We start from the raw sequence: 16,759 nt of genomic DNA on the forward strand, positions 1-16,759 counted from the left end.
AACAATGAAAACCGCCGTTAATCATCGAGTCGTCTGTTCGCTTGCAGCCATCTGTGCACTACCGCTACAAGCGTCCGCTGCAGGCTTCGTTGAAGATGCCAGCGCCAACCTGAACCTGCGCAACTTCTACTTCAACCGAAACTTCACCAACCCTGCCTATCCGCAAAGCAAGGCCGAAGAGTGGACCCAGAATTTCATCCTCGACTTCCGCTCCGGCTTTACCCAAGGTCCAGTGGGTTTCGGGGTGGATGCGCTGGGGCTCTACTCGGTCAAGCTCGATGGTGGCAAGGGCACCGGCGGCACTCAGTTGTTGCCGATCCATGGCGATGGGCGTCCCGCCGATGATTTCGGTCGCCTGGCGGTGGCCGGGAAAATGAAAGTGAGCAAGACCGAACTGAAGGTCGGGGAGTGGATGCCGGTGCTGCCGATCCTGCGTTCCGACGACGGTCGCTCGTTGCCGCAAACCTTTCGTGGTGGCCAGGTCACTTCGCAGGAGGTCGACGGCCTGACCCTCTACGGCGGGCAGTTCCGGCAGAACAGTCCACGTAACGATGCGAGCATGGAAGACATGTTCATGCAGGGCAAGACCGCGTTCACGTCTGATCGCTTCAACTTCGTTGGCGGCGAATACAGCTTCAACGAGAAGCGCACGTTGATCGGGCTGTGGAACGCCGAGCTCAAGGACATCTATCAGCAACAATACCTGCAACTGGTCCACAACCAGCCCGTTGGTGCCTGGACGCTGGGTGCAAACCTTGGCTATTTCCGGGGCGGTGAAGAGGGCAGTGCCCGTGCCGGCGACCTGGACAACCGTACCGTCTCGGCGCTGCTATCGGCCCGGTATGGCGGCAACACTTTCTACGTCGGCCTGCAAAAACTCACCGGTGACGATGCCTGGATGCGTGTCAACGGCACCAGCGGCGGCATCCTGGCCAATGACAGCTACAACAACAGCTACGACAATGCGCGCGAGAAGTCCTGGCAACTGCGCCATGATTACAACTTCGTCGCCCTCGGTATTCCCGGTCTGACCCTGATGAACCGCTACATCAGCGGCGATAACGTGCACACCGGCGCGATCACCGACGGTAAGGAGTGGGGGCGTGAATCAGAACTCGCCTACACGGTGCAGAGCGGTCCGCTGAAAAGCCTCAACGTCAAATGGCGCAACTCGAGTATTCGCAAGAGCTTCAGCACCAATGAGTTCGATGAGAACCGCGTGATTGTCAGCTATCCGATCAGTTTGTTGTAAGTTTCACCGCCGCCCTCGCGAGCAGGCCAGGCAGCGCAAATCATTAGCAAAGGCGATGTTTGGGTTACAGAGGAAATGTCTGACTCGAAGGGTCCGCCTGCTCGCGGATCACCCGGCGAATCATATCCATCAAGACCTGAGCCACCGGGGAGTGCAGGCAGCCATTGCGATAAGTCAGACCGATAGCCCGGGTGGTCTGTTTCAGCTCCAGGGGCAGAATGCATAACTCTCCCGAGGCGATCTCCTGATCCAGTTGGTGGGCAGACACTGCGGCGAGCATGTCCGAGCGCAACAACAGGCCGCGAATGATCGCCATGTCGGCGCTTTCGACCACCGGCCGGGGCGGCGCAATGCCGAACCGGGTGAAGCATTCATCGAGCATCTGCCGGGCCGGCGAGCCAGCACGAGGCAGCACCCACCGGGCGGTGCCAAGCTCATCGTGCAGCGCGGATTTCGAATAGAGAGGGTGATCGCGCCGCGCCAATACCACCATGTCTTCCGTGAGCAGCGCTTCGCCGACCAGGTCGCTGGCGTAGGCCTCCGGACGCAGGGCGCCAAAGATGAAATCGACATCACCGGCACGCAGCTCTGTCGCCAGTAAATCAAACGGGCTTTCATTGGTGATCACCTGGATGCCCGGGTGTTCGGCCATCATGCGCACCATGGCTTCGGGCAATATTCGCGTGCGGCCCAAGGGCAGGGCGCCGACCTGCACCACGCCTTGCAAGGTCCCGCGCAGAGCGGTGATATCGGACTCGATGTGGCGCAATTCGTTCAGCGCCCGACGGATCGGAAAGAGGATTTCGTGGCTGGCACGGGTTGGCTGCAACCCGCGTGGTGTGCGCTCGAACAGCGGTTGGCCGCAACCGTTTTCCATCACCTTGATGGTCGAGCTGACGGCCGGCTGGCTCAGGCCAAGCAGGCTGGCTACGGTCTGCATGTGCCGGGTTTCGCAGAGCTTGACGAACACTTGCAGGCGCCGGGCCTGGAACAGGTACAGCGGCTCGACCGCTCGTTTATCCGCGCCATCGAGCAGTCGCGGCACACTGTCGAGCTCGGCCAGCACACGACGTGCCCGAGGCAGCAAGCGCTCGCCAAAACCGGTCAGGCGCATGCCATTGGCGTGGCGTTCGAACAGTGGCACATCGAGGCAGGCCTCCAGCTCGGAGATCGATCGGGTCACCACTGACTGAGCGCGAAATAGCGCCACAGAGGCCTTGGAAACACTCCCGTGATCGGCCACCCGAACGAAGGCGCGTACGTGCATCAGGCTGGGCAGTTCGGTGGATTCCATGGGGGACGGGCTCTGCAAAGGGGCATTTGAGCTGGACTATGCCGCTGCCCTGTTTGGATGGCAATAAAAAAAAAGCATACCTCAAACACTTCAATGCATTACTCCTGGGGCGGGTCGCGGTGCGATGCTCGTTCGAAACGCAGGAGGAGTATCCGCAATGATCGAGTCACCGAAAAACGCGCTGGTCGTCAGCGCCCACTCTGCCGATTTCGTCTGGCGCGCGGGCGGTGCCATCGCACTGCATGCGCAACAGGGTTATGCCGTGCACATCGTCTGCCTGTCCTTCGGTGAGCGCGGTGAGTCCGCCAAGCTGTGGCGCAAAGGTGAGATGAGCGAAGAAAAAGTCAAAAGCGCGCGGCGCGAAGAGGCCCAGGCCGCAGCCGATATCCTCGGTGCGAGCGTCGAGTTCTTCGACATCGGTGACTACCCGATGCGAGCCGACAAGGAAACACTGTTCCGCCTGGCGGATGTGTTTCGTCGCGTCCAGCCCGAGTTCGTCCTCAGCCACTCGCAGAAAGACCCTTACAACTACGATCACCCGCTGGCCATGAACCTGACGCAAGAGGCGCGCATCATCGCCCAGGCCGAAGGCTACAAACCGGGCGAGAAAATTGTCGGTGCGCCGCCGGTCTACAGCTTCGAACCGCATCAGCCCGAGCAATGCCAATGGCGTCCCGATGTGTTGCTGGACATCACCTCGGTCTGGGACAAGAAGTATGCCGCCATCCAATGCATGGCCGGTCAGGAGCATCTCTGGGAGTACTACACTCGCGTCGCCTTGCAGCGTGGTGTCCAGGCCAAGCGCAACGTCGGCATCACCTCCAGCCGTGACATCGTTTATGGCGAGGGCTACCAGAGCATCTTCCCGCGTGTGACGGAGAACCTGGCATGAGCGAGCTGATCGGAAAAACCGGTGTCGTCGTGCGCAACATCGCCAGGGCCGAGCAGGCGTTGGTCGATGAACTGGCGCGCTTCGGTGTCGCGACCATCCACGAGTCCCAGGGGCGAAAAGGCCTGCTGTCGTCTTCAATCACTCCGATTCAGCGGGGGACGGTCGTCAGCGGCTCGGTGGTCACGGTGCTGGTCGCACCGGGTGATAACTGGATGTTCCATGTGGCCGTGGAGCAGTGCCGTCCCGGCGATATTCTGGTGGTAGCCCCCAGCTCACCTTGCACCGACGGTTACTTCGGCGACCTGCTTGCCACTTCGCTCAAGGCCCACGGTGTGCGCGCCCTGGTGATCGATGCCGGTGTACGTGATACCCATACCTTGCGCGAGATGGGGTTTGCGGTCTGGTCTCGTGCCATCAGTGCCCAGGGCACGATCAAGGAGACCCTTGGCTCGGTCAACCTGCCGCTGGTGTGCGGTGGTCAATTGGTCAACCCGGGTGACGTGGTGGTGGCCGATGACGATGGCGTGGTCATCGTGCGTCGCGGCGAAGTGGCGCAGGTTGTCGAAGCCAGTCGCGCACGGGCCGATCTGGAGGAGCAGAAAGCCATGCGCCTGGCCAGGGGCGAATTGGGGCTGGACATCTACAACATGCGCCAGCGGCTTGCGGAAAAGGGCCTGCGCTACGTCGACAGCCTCGATGAGCTCGGAGACTGAGCATGGGCCAGACACGTATTCCTTGCCTTTTGATGCGCGGCGGGACGTCGAAAGGCGCGTACTTCCTGGCTCGCGACTTGCCTGAAGAGCCAGCACTGCGCGACCGCGTATTGCTGGCGGTCATGGGCTCGCCGGATGCGCGGCAGATCGATGGCATCGGTGGCGGCGACTCGCTGACCAGCAAGGTGGCGATCATCAAACCCTCCGCGCGTGCCGAAGCCGACGTGGACTACCTGTTCGCACAGGTACTGGTCGATGAACCGCGGGTCGATTACGGCCAGAACTGCGGCAACATCCTTGCCAGTGTCGGGCCGTTCGCTATTGAGCGCGGACTGGTCGCAGTGGCGGGTGACGTAACCCCGGTGCGCATCTTCATGGAAAACACCGGGCAGATCGCGATTGCTCATGTACCGACACCGGATGGCGTCGTCAGTTATGCCGGCGACGCACGGATTGACGGTGTGCCCGGCAGCGGTGCGCCGTTGGTCGTTGAGTTCAAGGACGTTGCCGGCTCCAGTTGCGGAGCATTGCTGCCCACCGGCAACGCTGTCGATGTGTTCGATGGCGTAGAGGTCACCTGCGCCGACAATGGCATGCCGGTCATACTCATCCGTGCCGAGGACCTTGGACTCAGTGGCTACGAGTACCCTGAACAACTGGATGCCGACACCCGGTTGAAGGCCCGGCTTGAATCGATCCGTTTGCAGGCCGGTCCACGCATGAATTTGGGGGACGTGAGCCAGCGTAACGTGCCCAAGATGTGCCTGATTGCCCCCGCACAAGCAGGGGGAGCACTCAGCACACGCACCTTCATTCCGCACCGATGCCATACCAGCATCGGCGTGTTCGGTGCGGTCAGTGTGGCTGTTGCCTGCCTGATCGAGGGCAGTGTGGCGGCGGGTGTGGCGAGTGTCGTTCAGGGCGAAATCAAGCAACTCTCGGTCGAACACCCCACGGGAGAGTTCACCGTAGCATTGCGCCTTGAAAATGATCGTTTAATGAGTTGCGGTCTGATGAGAACAGCCCGATTGCTTCTGGATGGCACTGTATGTATTGCGCGGACGCTTTGGCCAGGCAATCAGGGCAGTTAAACGTTGTGTTGAAGGGCACCGGTGGAGCGGCGGGTTCGGGCAGGCAAATGCCCGAGTAACCGCTTTTGGCTGAGCGGGCATTACTCAGGCGAATGCCGCTTCTACAAATGCCTCTAGCGCCTCGTCTTCCAGGATTTCGATAGAGAAGTGCCCGAAGCGCTTGGGCAACCAGATAATGCGTGTCCCGGACGGGGACTCCAGGTTCTCTCGGGCCAATGGCTTTCCGTTTTCGTCTTCTGGCTGAACACCGGCGACCATCAGTTCGTCATAGGCCTTCTCGATATCTGGCGTCGAATAGCAGTGGCGATAAATCATTCCTTCCCCCGAGGAGTCCAATAGCTCCCTCAGGTTCCCGGCCAACGGCTGTACCAACATGAAACGCTCTTGACCGATCAGCGCAATTGCGTAGCGAACGTGCAGACCACCTCGTTCCCAGACGAGCGTTTTAGAGATCCGGGCGTTGAGTATCTGTGCGTAGTAAGCACAGGCTTCGTCGAGATTCTTGACCAGTACATCGATGTGACTGAACTTCAGTTCCATTGCGTGCCTCCTGCTGCCCCGGCGTCCTGTTGACCCATGGATGGGAAATGGGTACTGATCTCGAGAATGCTCAATCACAGCCCGAGGCCAGCATGCCACTAACCACTCTCTTGCGTTGTGATGATCTTGTCGACACCGGCAATGACTACCGTCAAACGCTTGGTTTCACAGTGGCTGACTCACACGAGTCGACAATTACAGCGCGACTGGAAGATTGCAGTTACACCTTCACCCCGACAGCAAAAGCGCGGACTGAGATCTCTGCCTACTCGCTATTCGGAGCGTCATTGCGGCGATCAGTAAGGGTGAGTGGTTGCTTCTGGCGATTGCCGTCACTCGGGTACGACAACCATCCCGGTTGGCTGCGCTGTTTAGCCGAGCCGAGCTGATGTGACAAAGCCCGCTCAAGCGCCGGTATTTTCTACTATGTGCAGGGTTCGGATGGAATGAGGACGACCAGATCCGTATCACCTGTGTCGACACCCGCTTGTGAAAGCAAGGTCGTCACTTGTCCGCGGTGATGGGTCTGATGGTTGAAGAAGTGCATGACCAAGCCATAAAAGTTCTTGTCAGCGGGCACTCCCTTCATGCTTGAGTACTTGAGGGTGTGATCCAGGTCCGACTCTGCAATAGAGCGAGACCACTCGACAATGACCTGATCGAGCCACACTCGATGCGCCGACAGTTCGCGGATATTCGAGAACACTAACTCGTTGAGGTTCTTGGGGGCAGGAAGTTGTCGAATCGGCTCCAATGCCAGGTAATTCGCCGGGTGCGTGGCGAATCGCTTGAGCCAGACAGTGTCCCCGGCCACCAAGTGATTCAGCGTCCCGAGAATGGAACCAAAGAATGCTTTCTTGTCCGCTGCGAGTTCTTCATCAGGCAGGCTATTGGCCGCCTGATAAATCTTTGCGTTCATCCACGCGTTGTAGGTCGCCATCAGGCAGGTATGGCGGGTGCGGCTCATGGTGTTCCTCCTTTCAAGTTAGCCATTACAAAGCGTGTAACAGAGCATCCGTGTAAATTCCCGAAAAATGCTCTCTACCGGTTCCGTGAGAAAGACAGTCCCGAGGCTATCCCATTGAACTGTCACTTTTCCGCCATCACATTCAACCACTATCTGTTCGTTGCATAGGGACTTCCTGTCGCGAAAAGGCCGCCAATTCTGCGGGTTTCGCAGGGGCAGTTAAAGACTGTTGGGAAGCGACCGCATCACAAGAATGAATGGTTTGTTGTTGGCTGCACTATTTGCAGATGAGAGCAGGATTTCATCCCAGAGCCGACTGTGATGACAGACGGCTTTGGGTTTGCAACGGTCAAATAAGCGGTTGATTGCGTTTGCTGACGACATCACCAGCCGTTTGATAGACGACGCTAGCCTTTGCCTCCGCTGCCACTGCCACTACCGCTGCTATCTCCTTGGTTATTGTTGACCTTGACTTGGGGGCCGACGCCATCTCCCGTACGGAATGTCGGTAACGCAACCGAGTTCACGAATTTCACGCCGTCCCAGCTAGGTAATGGCGTGGGCATCAACTGGAATTGACCCGGGTGCTCGGAGTCCCAGCGCAGCAGCATCGACGTGTCCTCATGCTGTGTGTTGTGGCAGTGCTCCATGTAGGTGCCGGCAAACTCACGGATGCGTATGGCCATTTCGACATTGTCGAGGCTGTCAGGATCGGAGCCTATACGGTAGACATCCTTGCGCGCCCCTTTTTCCCATTCTGGTGGTTTTTTGCCACCTCGACTGAGAATGATCCCTTCTTCGAAATGCACATGCACCGGGTGAGTCCAGCCATTGCCGCCGTTCTGGATCTTCCAGATTTCCAGTGTGCCTTCACCCTTGAACCCTGCCGGTGTCGGGCCGTTGGCCAGTTGTGGCGCAGCGGAAATCCGGCGCGGGTCCATGTTGAAGCCTGGGCCGCCATCGGTCTTGATCGTCCAGGGCGTTTGATCCGTGCCATCGGAGCGGCCAAAGATAAAGGTGCGGTGCCGTGCCTGGGCAAGCCGGGCGATATCGGCTGGGTCATCACGGTGCAAAGGTAGCGGGATCATGAACTTGCCCTCGGGCTTGCCAGGCTTGGCGGGCTCGAAGTTGACCGGATCCATGCTGACATCCTGGCCGGTGTAAGGCTTGACGTTCAGTTGCATGAACGCGCCCACGCCCGGGTCACCGTTGATCCACTGTGGCCCGTGGCTGGTTTGCCTGACGACGGGCAGGTACCTCTCGGAGAGTACATCCGCCAATGGAACGTCACGCTTTGGGAGCTTGCCGTTTTCATGCTCCTCGATGTTGACGAAGAAAATCTTGTCACCCGGCTTGATGCCGTTCTTCGCGAAATCGATGACGATGTCATACCGCTCGGCAACACCCAACATTGGCAGAATGGCATTGTTGTCCTGTTTGTCGCCGTCGCCATCGAGGTCCAGGCTGCCATCGAACGGCACCGCGTGCTCCATGATATTGCCGTCGTTGGCAATCATGTGGAACGGCACCCGGTTATATGAAACCCCGGAGTTTTTCGGGCCAGGAAACTCGCCACCATTGCCATTGACCTGACGCACCACCGCCAGCTTGAAGAAGCGAGAAACCGATCCGTCGAGAATCCGGAAGCGGTAGCGGCGGGCACGTACATCCAGGAACGGCTTGTACTCCCAGTTGGTCAGTACCTGGTCACCGAGAAAACCGTCGGTATTGAAGGGGTTGAACCACAACTGGCCGGTCTGGTCCCAGGCCTTGTCGGCGATCGTCAGGTTGATGTCATAGTCGCGGTTACCCCAACCGAGCCCCGAACCGCTGGGCAAACGCAGGTTGACCCCGTCGTCGACCGACTCGTTGCCACGGTCCACGGCGCTGTAGTAGTTCATCATCGTCGCGTTGCCCTTGTAGACGTTCTGCGCGGTGAAATCGAGCATGTGGTCGTGGAACCAGTGGGTGCTCATGGTTTCGCGCCAGTCGCCGCGAATCTTGATGCTGCCGTGGTCGCAGGTCTTGAAGCCGGGGCTGGTGTCGTTGACGAAAAGCTTTTCACCGGGGTCGCACGGGAATGCGGCCCGTGGGTCTTCGGCCTTGGTATTGATGGTGTCGTAACCGGCCAACTGGATCGGCCAGCGATAGTCGTAGTACTGGCCCGGGAAGAAGAACGCGTTGGTAAAACCGTCGCTTTCCGCGGGCGAGTGGCCGTTATGTTCATGGGTGGTCAGGGTGTGCAGGCCAAAGCCCCGGTTCGCCGCCGGGTCAATGGGCAAGGCATCGTAATGACGCATCAGCATCGCCTGGCCATAGCGCACCTGGAGCAGTTTGGGCGGAAAGGTGCCGTCGAATGTCCACAACGCATTGTGGTCCTGGACAGGGAAGTTGGGGTGAAACTGCACCTGAATGCCCTTGGTCGTGCCCTCGTTGTCCGGGCTGCCGTCGGTGTTGTGATAGAGCCCGCCTGGCGCGAATTCCCCCACGGCGTAGTTATGCCGTTGCATACGATCACGCAAGCCGCTGTTGACGTGCGCGCCTGCTTGCACAGTCTTGAAGGCGTCGCGCGGGAAGAACTCATTGAAACGCTGGTGCGACCAGCCTTTTCCCGGTGGCCGGCCTTCTGCGGGCGAATCGACTCGGCGATTGAGGAAGTCCTCGATCTGCGCCTTCCAGGGGTTGCGGTCCAGCACATTGGAGAACTCTGTCGGGAAGGGCGTCAATGCCGGCTGCCTGAGAAAGGCGTCCAGCGCAGCCGGCGACGGGCCGCTACGCGCCACCTTCAATGGATCTTGCGCCGGTGCGGGGCCCACCGTCGGGACCGGAAACGGAACGGGTGATGGCGGGTCGGTCGGATCCAGTTTGTTCGAGCCGAACTCCTCGAAAAGTTCTAGCTTCTGTGTGAACGGTAGAGCCCCGAATACCGGGCTGGCATTACCGTTAGTGGGAATATTGAAGCTGGTTTGCAGATTGGGTGGCAGCACATTGTCGGCCAAGGGGGTCTTGCGGTTACCGCCGACTCCATTGGGTAAGTCGAAAGCGCCGACGTTTGCGGGAGGCAGCTTGAGCAAGTCCCTCAAGGCGGCATTGGGGTCGGCAGGCTGATGGGTGAACGCCGATGGGTCGGTAGGTGGCGGTGGATCGGCGTTGTCGAGGGGGACTGCCTGGGTCTGGGACAAGCCCAGCCCCAACATGATCGCGGCAGCAGAGATGCTCAGCGCCAGCCTGGTTTTGAACAATGGACTAGGATTCAACCTTGCGGTATCCAGTTTCATCGCAAACTCCTCTGACTGGTTCCTCGAAGCACGTGACAACGCATGGACAACGAGCCACTGCTTCTAGCCCAACTGGCGAAATGTTCGACTTCGGGCCGGGATGAGAACGATGCAAGTCTCCTACCAAAGTGACAGGAGGTGACCATGGCTCAACGCCACGCCCCCTTGTCTGCTGGCGTTTGGCGCGCGTATGAGAAACCGGGGGGGAGAGCCCCGATGACGGGGAATATCACCCAATGCAGGGTGCGATTTCGGGGGTGTCTGAGCTAAGAGAAGTGGCCATTTCCTGAAGGTTTCGATGACCGGTTTTGGCTGCGGATTCAACCGTTCGAGCAAATGAATGCGCTACGCAGGATTTTGATCACATCTTCAACAGAGGGGCCTTGAGTCTTTGGCGGTGTGGGGTTTTCACCAAATTCTCGCCAAATAAACAACGTCAGCTCTGCACCGTCAGTTGAAGAGAAAGCGTTTTCAGCATAGGCAAAAGTTTCAAGTTGCCGATAGCGAGCATCGTTCCAGAAGAGATCCTCTACCCAGTGATAGACCGGTATGAAATGGAAGTGGATGGGCCAACCCGGTTCATGACCAAAACGACCGATGTAGAGGCGCTTGGGCAGCAGTTGCCGCTCGATTATCTGCTGGGTCTTGGCGAGCAGGCCTCCCAGTTCTGCAAGCGCATCAGACGATAGCTCAGCCAGCGATGTGGTTTGCAATTTCGTCCCTAACATCAAATAGCCGGGAAGCGCGCTGGCCTGATGGTGGTTGATCATCCAATGCTTGGTTTCATGAATAATGAAATGCGGGGCAATTTCCATATGCCGTATGTCCTGGGTAATTGACGCGCCACAATAGCAACGTCACTTCACAATGTCCGTTCTTGACCCGTACGTCCCTAGTTTATGACCGGCAGAGGTCGACCCGTTGCAGACATTCGTCCACGAATGCAATCGATCCAAAGCACCTGCTCAATCGCGGGTTTGTGAGTCAGGGGTAAAAAATTGAGACGGCTTGATGGTCGATGACTCAGCGCTTGTAGAGCAACGCTTCAACTACAACGCCAAACGCTGATGAATGTTCACGGCGATTGGGGTAATAGAGATGGTAACCGGCAAAGGGTTGGCACCAATCTTCCAACACTCGCACAAGGCTTCCCTCGGTAATCTCCTTGGCAACCATATCTTCCGGAAGGAAACCCAACCCACATCCCGCAACGGCGGCACGCAGAATCGGCACGCTGCTGTTGAACGTCCATTGTCCTTCAACGCGCGCCTTGAGTTCGTGACCATCCTTTTCAAAATCCCATTGCATCAGGCTTCCATGGGTGGGCAGGCGCAGATTGATGCAATTGTGTGCGGCCAGATCACCGGGCACCTTCGGCACTGGGTGCTGTTTGAAATACTCGGGTGAGCCCACGACCGCGATGCGCAAGGACGGCCCGATAGGAACGGCAATCATGTCCTTGGCTACTTGGTCCCCAAGCCGTACCCCTGCGTCATAGCGCTGGGCGACGATGTCGGAGAGGGCGTAGTCGACGGTGATTTCGACCTTGATGTCCGGATAGTCGGGAAGCACCTTCAACAACTTGGGCCACAGAATGTTGTTCGCCGCATGTTCGGAGGCTTGAATCCGCACGTTCCCTGCCGGGGTATCACGGAATTCGCTGACAGCGGCCAATTCCAGCTCAATCTCTTCGAACCTCGGCGCCATGGACAGATACAACCGCTGGCCAGCTTCAGTAGGGGATACGCTACGGGTGGTTCGCGTCAGCAAGCGAACCCCGAGCCGGGTTTCGAGGGCGCGCATGGTGTGGCTCAGCGCGGATTGCGAGACGCCCAGTTGCGCCGCCGCGCGGGTGAAGCTGCCTTCGCGGGTAATAACCACGAAGGCTTGCAGATCATTGAGATTGGCGCGGGACATTAATGAGAGCCTCTCATGGGGAGCGCGTAATTATTCCATATAAGCAGGTTCCGCCTGGAGACGCGACCCCCAAAGAGCCGATCAAAGGGTTCGTGCGTAAAACGTTGTCAGCTTGCCTATTGCCGCGTCGACATAACGCGGGACCCAGTAGGTTTCGATGTGGGTGGCGCCGTCGATGATGAACATTTCCTTGTCCTTGGTACCGGTGGCCTTGGGAAACGCATCCTGAGTCATGTACAGGCTGTCGGCCTTGCTGCCTGCAATCATCAGCAACGGCTGATTGATCAGCTCGATCTGGTTGGTCGAGTCGAAACGCATCAGGTCCAGCAGGCTGCTGGTGGTGTACTTGAACGTTGAGTTCGGGTGCGCGTGGGTTTTCCAGTAGTACTCGTAGCCCTGGCGGTACAGTTCGAAGGGCAGCTTGGCGATCTGCTCGTCGGTGAGGTTGGCGTCACCCGAATAGAGCACGGCGCCGCCGGCCGCCTCCTGGGCGCGCGCAGCGGAAGCCTGTTGCAGGCGTTGTTGAATGGTGTCCAGTTGCGAGTCGTTGTAGCCGTTGCGGCGCACCCGGCCGGAGTTGAACATGCTGATGGTTGCCAGCGATTTGAAACGCTTGTCGGTTTGCGCGGCGGCCAACGAGTAACCCCCACCGCCGCAGATGCCGAGCAAGCCCAGGCGTGTGCCATCGACGCCCGCATACTGGGTGATGAAGTCGGCCATGCCATGTATGTCTTCGATGCGATATGCCGGCTTGTCGATGCTGCGCGGCTGTCCGCCACTGGCGCCCTGGAAGGCGGCATCCGCGGTGATCGTAATGTAGCCCTGTTCGGCCAGGCGCTGGGCGTACAGACCGGCGACTTGCTCTTTGACGCCACCGTTCGGATGCGCGACCACGACGGTCGGATAGACCTTCTTCGCATCGTAGTTGGCCGGGGTATAAACATTGGCCGCGATGTCCAGGCCATTGAGCTTGTAGCTGACCGGATGGATATTGACCTTGCCAGGCTCGTTCTTGGTAATGGCGCCGTCGTAGGCCAGGGTGAACGGGTTCTTTTTGTAGTCGGCAGCACCGGCTTCGGCCGCAGAGAGGCCAACCAGCGCCGACATGAGCGTGGCTTTCATAAAGGTTTTTATCACGTGAAACTCCTGAGCAATCAAAAGAAGGGCAGTTTGAAAAAGTGGAGGTGAGCCCTAGTCAGTCCAGATGCTTTTCTTTCAGGAAACTCGACACCAGATCCGCGATCTGCACGTTGTTCAAATCGGACATGGGGAAGTGGGTATTGCCCTTGATGCCGATCTCCGGCAAATGGAGCAGCCTTACGTCACCTCCGTGCTGGTTGACCGCATCGCGCCAGAGCCGGGCCATCTTCAGCCGGGCGCGCCAACTGTCCTGCGCGGGCAAGTCGACGGCTTGTTCCGGGATGTTGTCGCCATAGACGATCAGGATCGGAATGCGCGTGAGCGCCATGAACTGATCCATTGGTACGGCCGCACCCTGCACCGTGTCGAACGCACTGGGGATCGGTGCTGGCACCTGACCCTGCGGGAAGACGAAGCTGCTACCCGGCTCGAAGGCGACAATGGCCTTGACCTTATCGTTCTTGATCGCGGTCAACCAACCCGGCCCGCCACCTTGCGAGTGGGTGAACAGGATGCCGGGGCCGATTCTGTTGAAGACCGCCGACACACCATCGGAGACCACGCCCATGTCGAACGGCCCGGTGTTCGGTGTCATTGCCCGGAAGAATTGCTCGCGCGCTTGCGCATCCTGGGCTACCTGCACACCGTTGAAATAGTTGGGCCACAGACCGATGCGAAACTGGTTGAACCACAGCTGCTCGTCCGGCGTCGGTTTGACCGTCGCCTCGACCATGCTGCGCCCGGCATCGCCACGTCGCGGCTGGTCGATCAGGTACACACCGAAATGGCGGCGCAGGAAAATGTTCTGGAAACCTTCGCGGCCATCGGCGGTGGTTTCCCAGGTCTTGGAGAACTGGCCTGCGCCATGCCACATGACGATGGGTAGTTTCCGGGCATCGACCGGGATTTGGTAGAAGGTGTAGGCATGGTCACCGTGATAGGTCTGGCCATCCGGAGCCATCGGCTTGCGCGGGTTGAACGTGCCCGGCGCAGTGGTCATCGTTCCACCGGCGGCGAAGCTGCCTTGCGCCTGAATCAGTAAAGGGCCTGAGCCATCGGGCTGGTTCGCACAAGCTGCCAACAGGCTGAGCAGGCTGAGCAGGGTGAGCAGGGTGATGCAGAGCAAGTATTTTGCAGATTTCATGTTATTTCCCCGAAGCCGCCAGGGCCTGGGCCAGCGCCGTGTTTGCACGTTCGGCGGTCTGTGCATCGCCGTGCTTTTTCAACTGCTCGGTCACTTGGCGCAACTGCCCTGCGCTGAGCCCGACGCGCAGGCTCGCCAGCATGTGCGAGCGCAATTGAGATTCCACACCCGGCGTCGCTGCCAGCGCCCCGACGGTCGCCAGTTCGCGGCTTTGCCAGTCGAGGTTGTCGCGCTCGAAGATGTCGCCAAACAGATGGGTTTGCAGAAACCGATTGATCACCGGAGCGAACTCGAACACCGGGCCTTTGACCGGGGCACCGGAAATTTTTGTTTGATTCGCGGTGCCCGCCGCCAGCAGGTCATCACCGACTGGAATCGCTCGCTCAGGCTCACGCCCCGGCGCATCGGCGATGCCGCGTTGTTTGCGTGCCTGCACCACGGTCATCAGTTCATTCAAGGCATTAAGGCTGCGCGGGAAGCCGACGTAAGCGTAGAGCTGCACCAGAATTTCCCGGGTTTCGCTGATAGTCAGGCCGGCATCGAGACCCTGATTGAGCGCCGCGTTGAGATGGGGCATGTCACTGGTCGCCATAAACGCTGCGATCAGGGGAATCGCCTGCTGTTGGCTCGACAGAGTTTCTGCGCTGGCTTGTGTGCGGGTCATGGTTTGCGATGCCTCGGCTGCTGGAGTGGTAACGCTGAACATCACCCCAAGGCTCAGACAGAGCGCCATCAGCGCGGGATGGGGGCGGGACTTGCTTGCGTCAGGGGTCATCGTGAAAGGCTCCGTGCATTGCGGGGTCGCTGCGGTGTCACTGGATCGTACGGAGGACGGTTGTGGCGATTAACCCCGATATTGCGCAAGGACTCCTGAGCAGAACTCATGAGTCGTTTTTACGATTGCCGCTGAAAACCTGGCGACCCCGCTTAAACACGGGGGCTGGAGGTTTTTTTGACTGCTCACCGCGAGGGTGTCGCGCTACGATTTCGACACATTCCGTAACTTCATTTACCGGCGTATTGCGCCTCCGAGACTTTCTCTGCCCAGGTGACAGTCTTGCCGTCCTCGGCTTCGGCAATCGCAATGTGAGTCATGCCGTTGCTCGGTGTGGCGCCATGCCAGTGACGGGTATTCGGCGGGATCCAGACAATGTCACCCGGACGGATTTCCTGGCGCGGCCCACCTTCTTGCTGCACGTAGCCAACCCCGGCGGTAACGATCAGCGTTTGCCCCAATGGATGGCTGTGCCAAGCGGTACGCGCGCCGGGTTCGAAGGTCACCGTGCCACCGCCGATGCGCGCCGGCAGATCACCCTTGAACAGGCCATCAACGCGTACCGTGCCGGTGAAGTTTTCCGCTGCGCCCTTGATCGAGGGCTGAGCGCCATTCTGGGTGATGCGGATTTCGCTGGTGGCCTGGGTTTCTGCGCTCAACAGCGACAAGGCAACGAGCGGTGCGATCAATCGGTTCATCGAATGAACTCCGGTCAGACAGTGAAGCTGCTCCGAGCCCGGAGCAGCGGTGGCAAGGCTCAGAGCCCGGTCATCTTCAGCGCCGATTCCGGCAGGCGTTCACCGTGCACCTGGATCTGCGCCATCTGCTCGTTGATCACGCGCAGATCCTCGCCGGTCAGCTCCAGCTCGACCGCACCTAGGTTCTCTTCCAGTCGATGTTGTTTGGTCGTGCCCGGGATCGGCACGATCCACGGTTTCTGCGCCAGCAACCAGGCCAGTGCGACTTGTGCAGGCGTCGCCTGCTTGCGCTCGGCGACGGCTTTCACCACGCCGACCAACGCCAGGTTGGCCTTGCGCGCCTCAGGTGAAAAACGCGGGACAAAATTGCGGAAGTCGCTGGCGTCAAACTGGGTGTTCTCATCGATCTGACCCGTGAGGAAGCCAGCACCGAGTGGACTGAACGGCACGAACCCGATGCCCAGTTCTTCCAGTACGCCAAGCAGTTCATGCTCCGGGCCACGCCAGAATAGCGAATACTCGCTCTGCACCGCCGTTACCGGTTGCACGGCGTGTGCCTGGCGGATGGTTTGCACACCGGCCTCGGACAGGCCGAAATGCTTGACCTTGCCCTCGGCGATCAGCTCCTTGACGGTGCCGGCAACGTCTTCAATCGGCACCTGCGGATCAACGCGATGCTGATAAAAAAGATCGATGCAGTCGGTGCGCAAGCGCTTCAACGACGCCTCTGCCACGGCGCGGATATGCTCGGGTCGGCTATTGGTGCCGCCGCCTCGTGCGCCCGTGATCAGGTCAATATCGAAACCGAATTTGCTGGCGATGACCACCTGTTCGCGGATCGGTTGCAAAGCCTCGCCCAACAACTCTTCATTAGCGAATGGGCCATACGCCTCGGCGGTGTCGAACAAGGTGATGCCTTGCTCATGGGCCGAGCGAATCAGCTTGATCATGCTCGGTTTGTCGGCGGCCGGGCCGTAGGCGGAGGTCATGCTCATGCAGCCAAGGCCCAGTGCGGAAACTTCAAGGCCGTTGCCCAGCGTGCGAGTTTTCATGGTGCT

General features: G+C 59.2%; 15 protein-coding genes. 4 read left to right on the forward strand and 11 right to left on the reverse strand.

Annotated features, from left to right (window positions below; genetic code table 11):
* Window positions 1–4 precede the first annotated feature (4 nt).
* On the forward strand, window positions 5–1,252 hold the full coding sequence (locus B0D71_RS00295; RefSeq protein WP_103392945.1) for an OprD family porin: 1,248 nt from the start codon (window positions 5–7) through the stop codon (window positions 1,250–1,252).
* A 64-nt stretch (window positions 1,253–1,316) separates the two neighbouring features.
* On the opposite strand, the gene B0D71_RS00300 is transcribed toward B0D71_RS00295, so the two are convergent.
* Entirely contained in the window at window positions 1,317–2,546 is a 1,230-nt protein-coding gene (locus tag B0D71_RS00300; RefSeq protein WP_103392946.1) for a LysR family transcriptional regulator, read from the reverse strand.
* Between the two features lie 157 nt (window positions 2,547–2,703).
* Here B0D71_RS00300 and galB point away from each other — a divergent pair, with 157 nt between their 5' ends.
* Genes galB through B0D71_RS00315 form a run of 3 tightly spaced genes read left to right on the forward strand, consistent with a single transcriptional unit; the run spans window position 2,704 to window position 5,242 of the window.
* Window positions 2,704–3,438: a 4-oxalmesaconate hydratase gene (gene galB / locus B0D71_RS00305; RefSeq protein WP_103392947.1), complete on the forward strand. Its 735-nt coding sequence runs from the start codon at window positions 2,704–2,706 to the stop codon at window positions 3,436–3,438.
* Window positions 3,435–4,151: a 4-carboxy-4-hydroxy-2-oxoadipate aldolase/oxaloacetate decarboxylase gene (locus B0D71_RS00310; protein ID WP_103392948.1), complete on the forward strand. Its 717-nt coding sequence runs from the start codon at window positions 3,435–3,437 to the stop codon at window positions 4,149–4,151. Before galB ends, B0D71_RS00310 begins: the two co-directional genes overlap by 4 nt.
* A 2-nt stretch (window positions 4,152–4,153) precedes the next feature.
* Window positions 4,154–5,242: a 4-oxalomesaconate tautomerase gene (locus B0D71_RS00315; RefSeq protein WP_103392949.1), complete on the forward strand. Its 1,089-nt coding sequence runs from the start codon at window positions 4,154–4,156 to the stop codon at window positions 5,240–5,242.
* 84 nt (window positions 5,243–5,326) lie between these two features.
* On the opposite strand, the gene B0D71_RS00320 is transcribed toward B0D71_RS00315, so the two are convergent.
* The 10 genes from B0D71_RS00320 to B0D71_RS00365 form a co-directional block, all read right to left on the reverse strand.
* A complete protein-coding gene (locus B0D71_RS00320; RefSeq protein WP_103392950.1) occupies window positions 5,327–5,782 on the reverse strand; it encodes a VOC family protein in 456 nt (151 codons plus the stop codon).
* Between the two features lie 424 nt (window positions 5,783–6,206).
* Window positions 6,207–6,749, reverse strand: a complete 543-nt coding sequence (locus tag B0D71_RS00325) for a DinB family protein (protein ID WP_103392951.1) — start codon at window positions 6,747–6,749, stop codon at window positions 6,207–6,209.
* Window positions 6,750–7,156: 407 nt separating this feature from the next.
* Window positions 7,157–10,027 carry a multicopper oxidase domain-containing protein gene (locus B0D71_RS00330; RefSeq protein ID WP_103392952.1) on the reverse strand — a complete coding sequence of 957 codons (2,871 nt, stop codon included), beginning with the start codon at window positions 10,025–10,027 and terminating at the stop codon, window positions 7,157–7,159.
* Window positions 10,028–10,347: 320 nt separating this feature from the next.
* Window positions 10,348–10,842 (reverse strand): HIT family protein, encoded by a 495-nt coding sequence (locus B0D71_RS00335; protein ID WP_103392953.1) that lies wholly within the window; start codon window positions 10,840–10,842, stop codon window positions 10,348–10,350.
* 208 nt (window positions 10,843–11,050) lie between these two features.
* The gene (locus B0D71_RS00340; protein ID WP_103392954.1) at window positions 11,051–11,944 is read right to left on the reverse strand and encodes a LysR family transcriptional regulator; all 894 of its coding nucleotides are present in this window, start codon (window positions 11,942–11,944) and stop codon (window positions 11,051–11,053) included.
* A gap of 81 nt (window positions 11,945–12,025) precedes the next feature.
* The gene (locus B0D71_RS00345; protein WP_103393984.1) at window positions 12,026–13,078 is read right to left on the reverse strand and encodes an alpha/beta hydrolase; all 1,053 of its coding nucleotides are present in this window, start codon (window positions 13,076–13,078) and stop codon (window positions 12,026–12,028) included.
* A gap of 61 nt (window positions 13,079–13,139) precedes the next feature.
* Window positions 13,140–14,084, reverse strand: a complete 945-nt coding sequence (locus B0D71_RS00350; RefSeq protein WP_191633602.1) for an alpha/beta hydrolase — start codon at window positions 14,082–14,084, stop codon at window positions 13,140–13,142.
* A gap of 145 nt (window positions 14,085–14,229) precedes the next feature.
* Window positions 14,230–15,003 (reverse strand): carboxymuconolactone decarboxylase family protein, encoded by a 774-nt coding sequence (locus tag B0D71_RS00355; protein WP_103392956.1) that lies wholly within the window; start codon window positions 15,001–15,003, stop codon window positions 14,230–14,232.
* Between the two features lie 230 nt (window positions 15,004–15,233).
* Entirely contained in the window at window positions 15,234–15,701 is a 468-nt protein-coding gene (locus B0D71_RS00360) for a (R)-mandelonitrile lyase (protein ID WP_103392957.1), read from the reverse strand.
* 59 nt (window positions 15,702–15,760) lie between these two features.
* Window positions 15,761–16,753 carry an aldo/keto reductase gene (locus B0D71_RS00365; protein ID WP_103392958.1) on the reverse strand — a complete coding sequence of 331 codons (993 nt, stop codon included), beginning with the start codon at window positions 16,751–16,753 and terminating at the stop codon, window positions 15,761–15,763.
* Between the last annotated feature and the right edge of the window lie 6 nt (window positions 16,754–16,759).

The sequence above is a fragment of the Pseudomonas laurylsulfativorans genome (genome assembly GCF_002906155.1).
Lineage (GTDB): Bacteria > Pseudomonadota > Gammaproteobacteria > Pseudomonadales > Pseudomonadaceae > Aquipseudomonas > Aquipseudomonas laurylsulfativorans.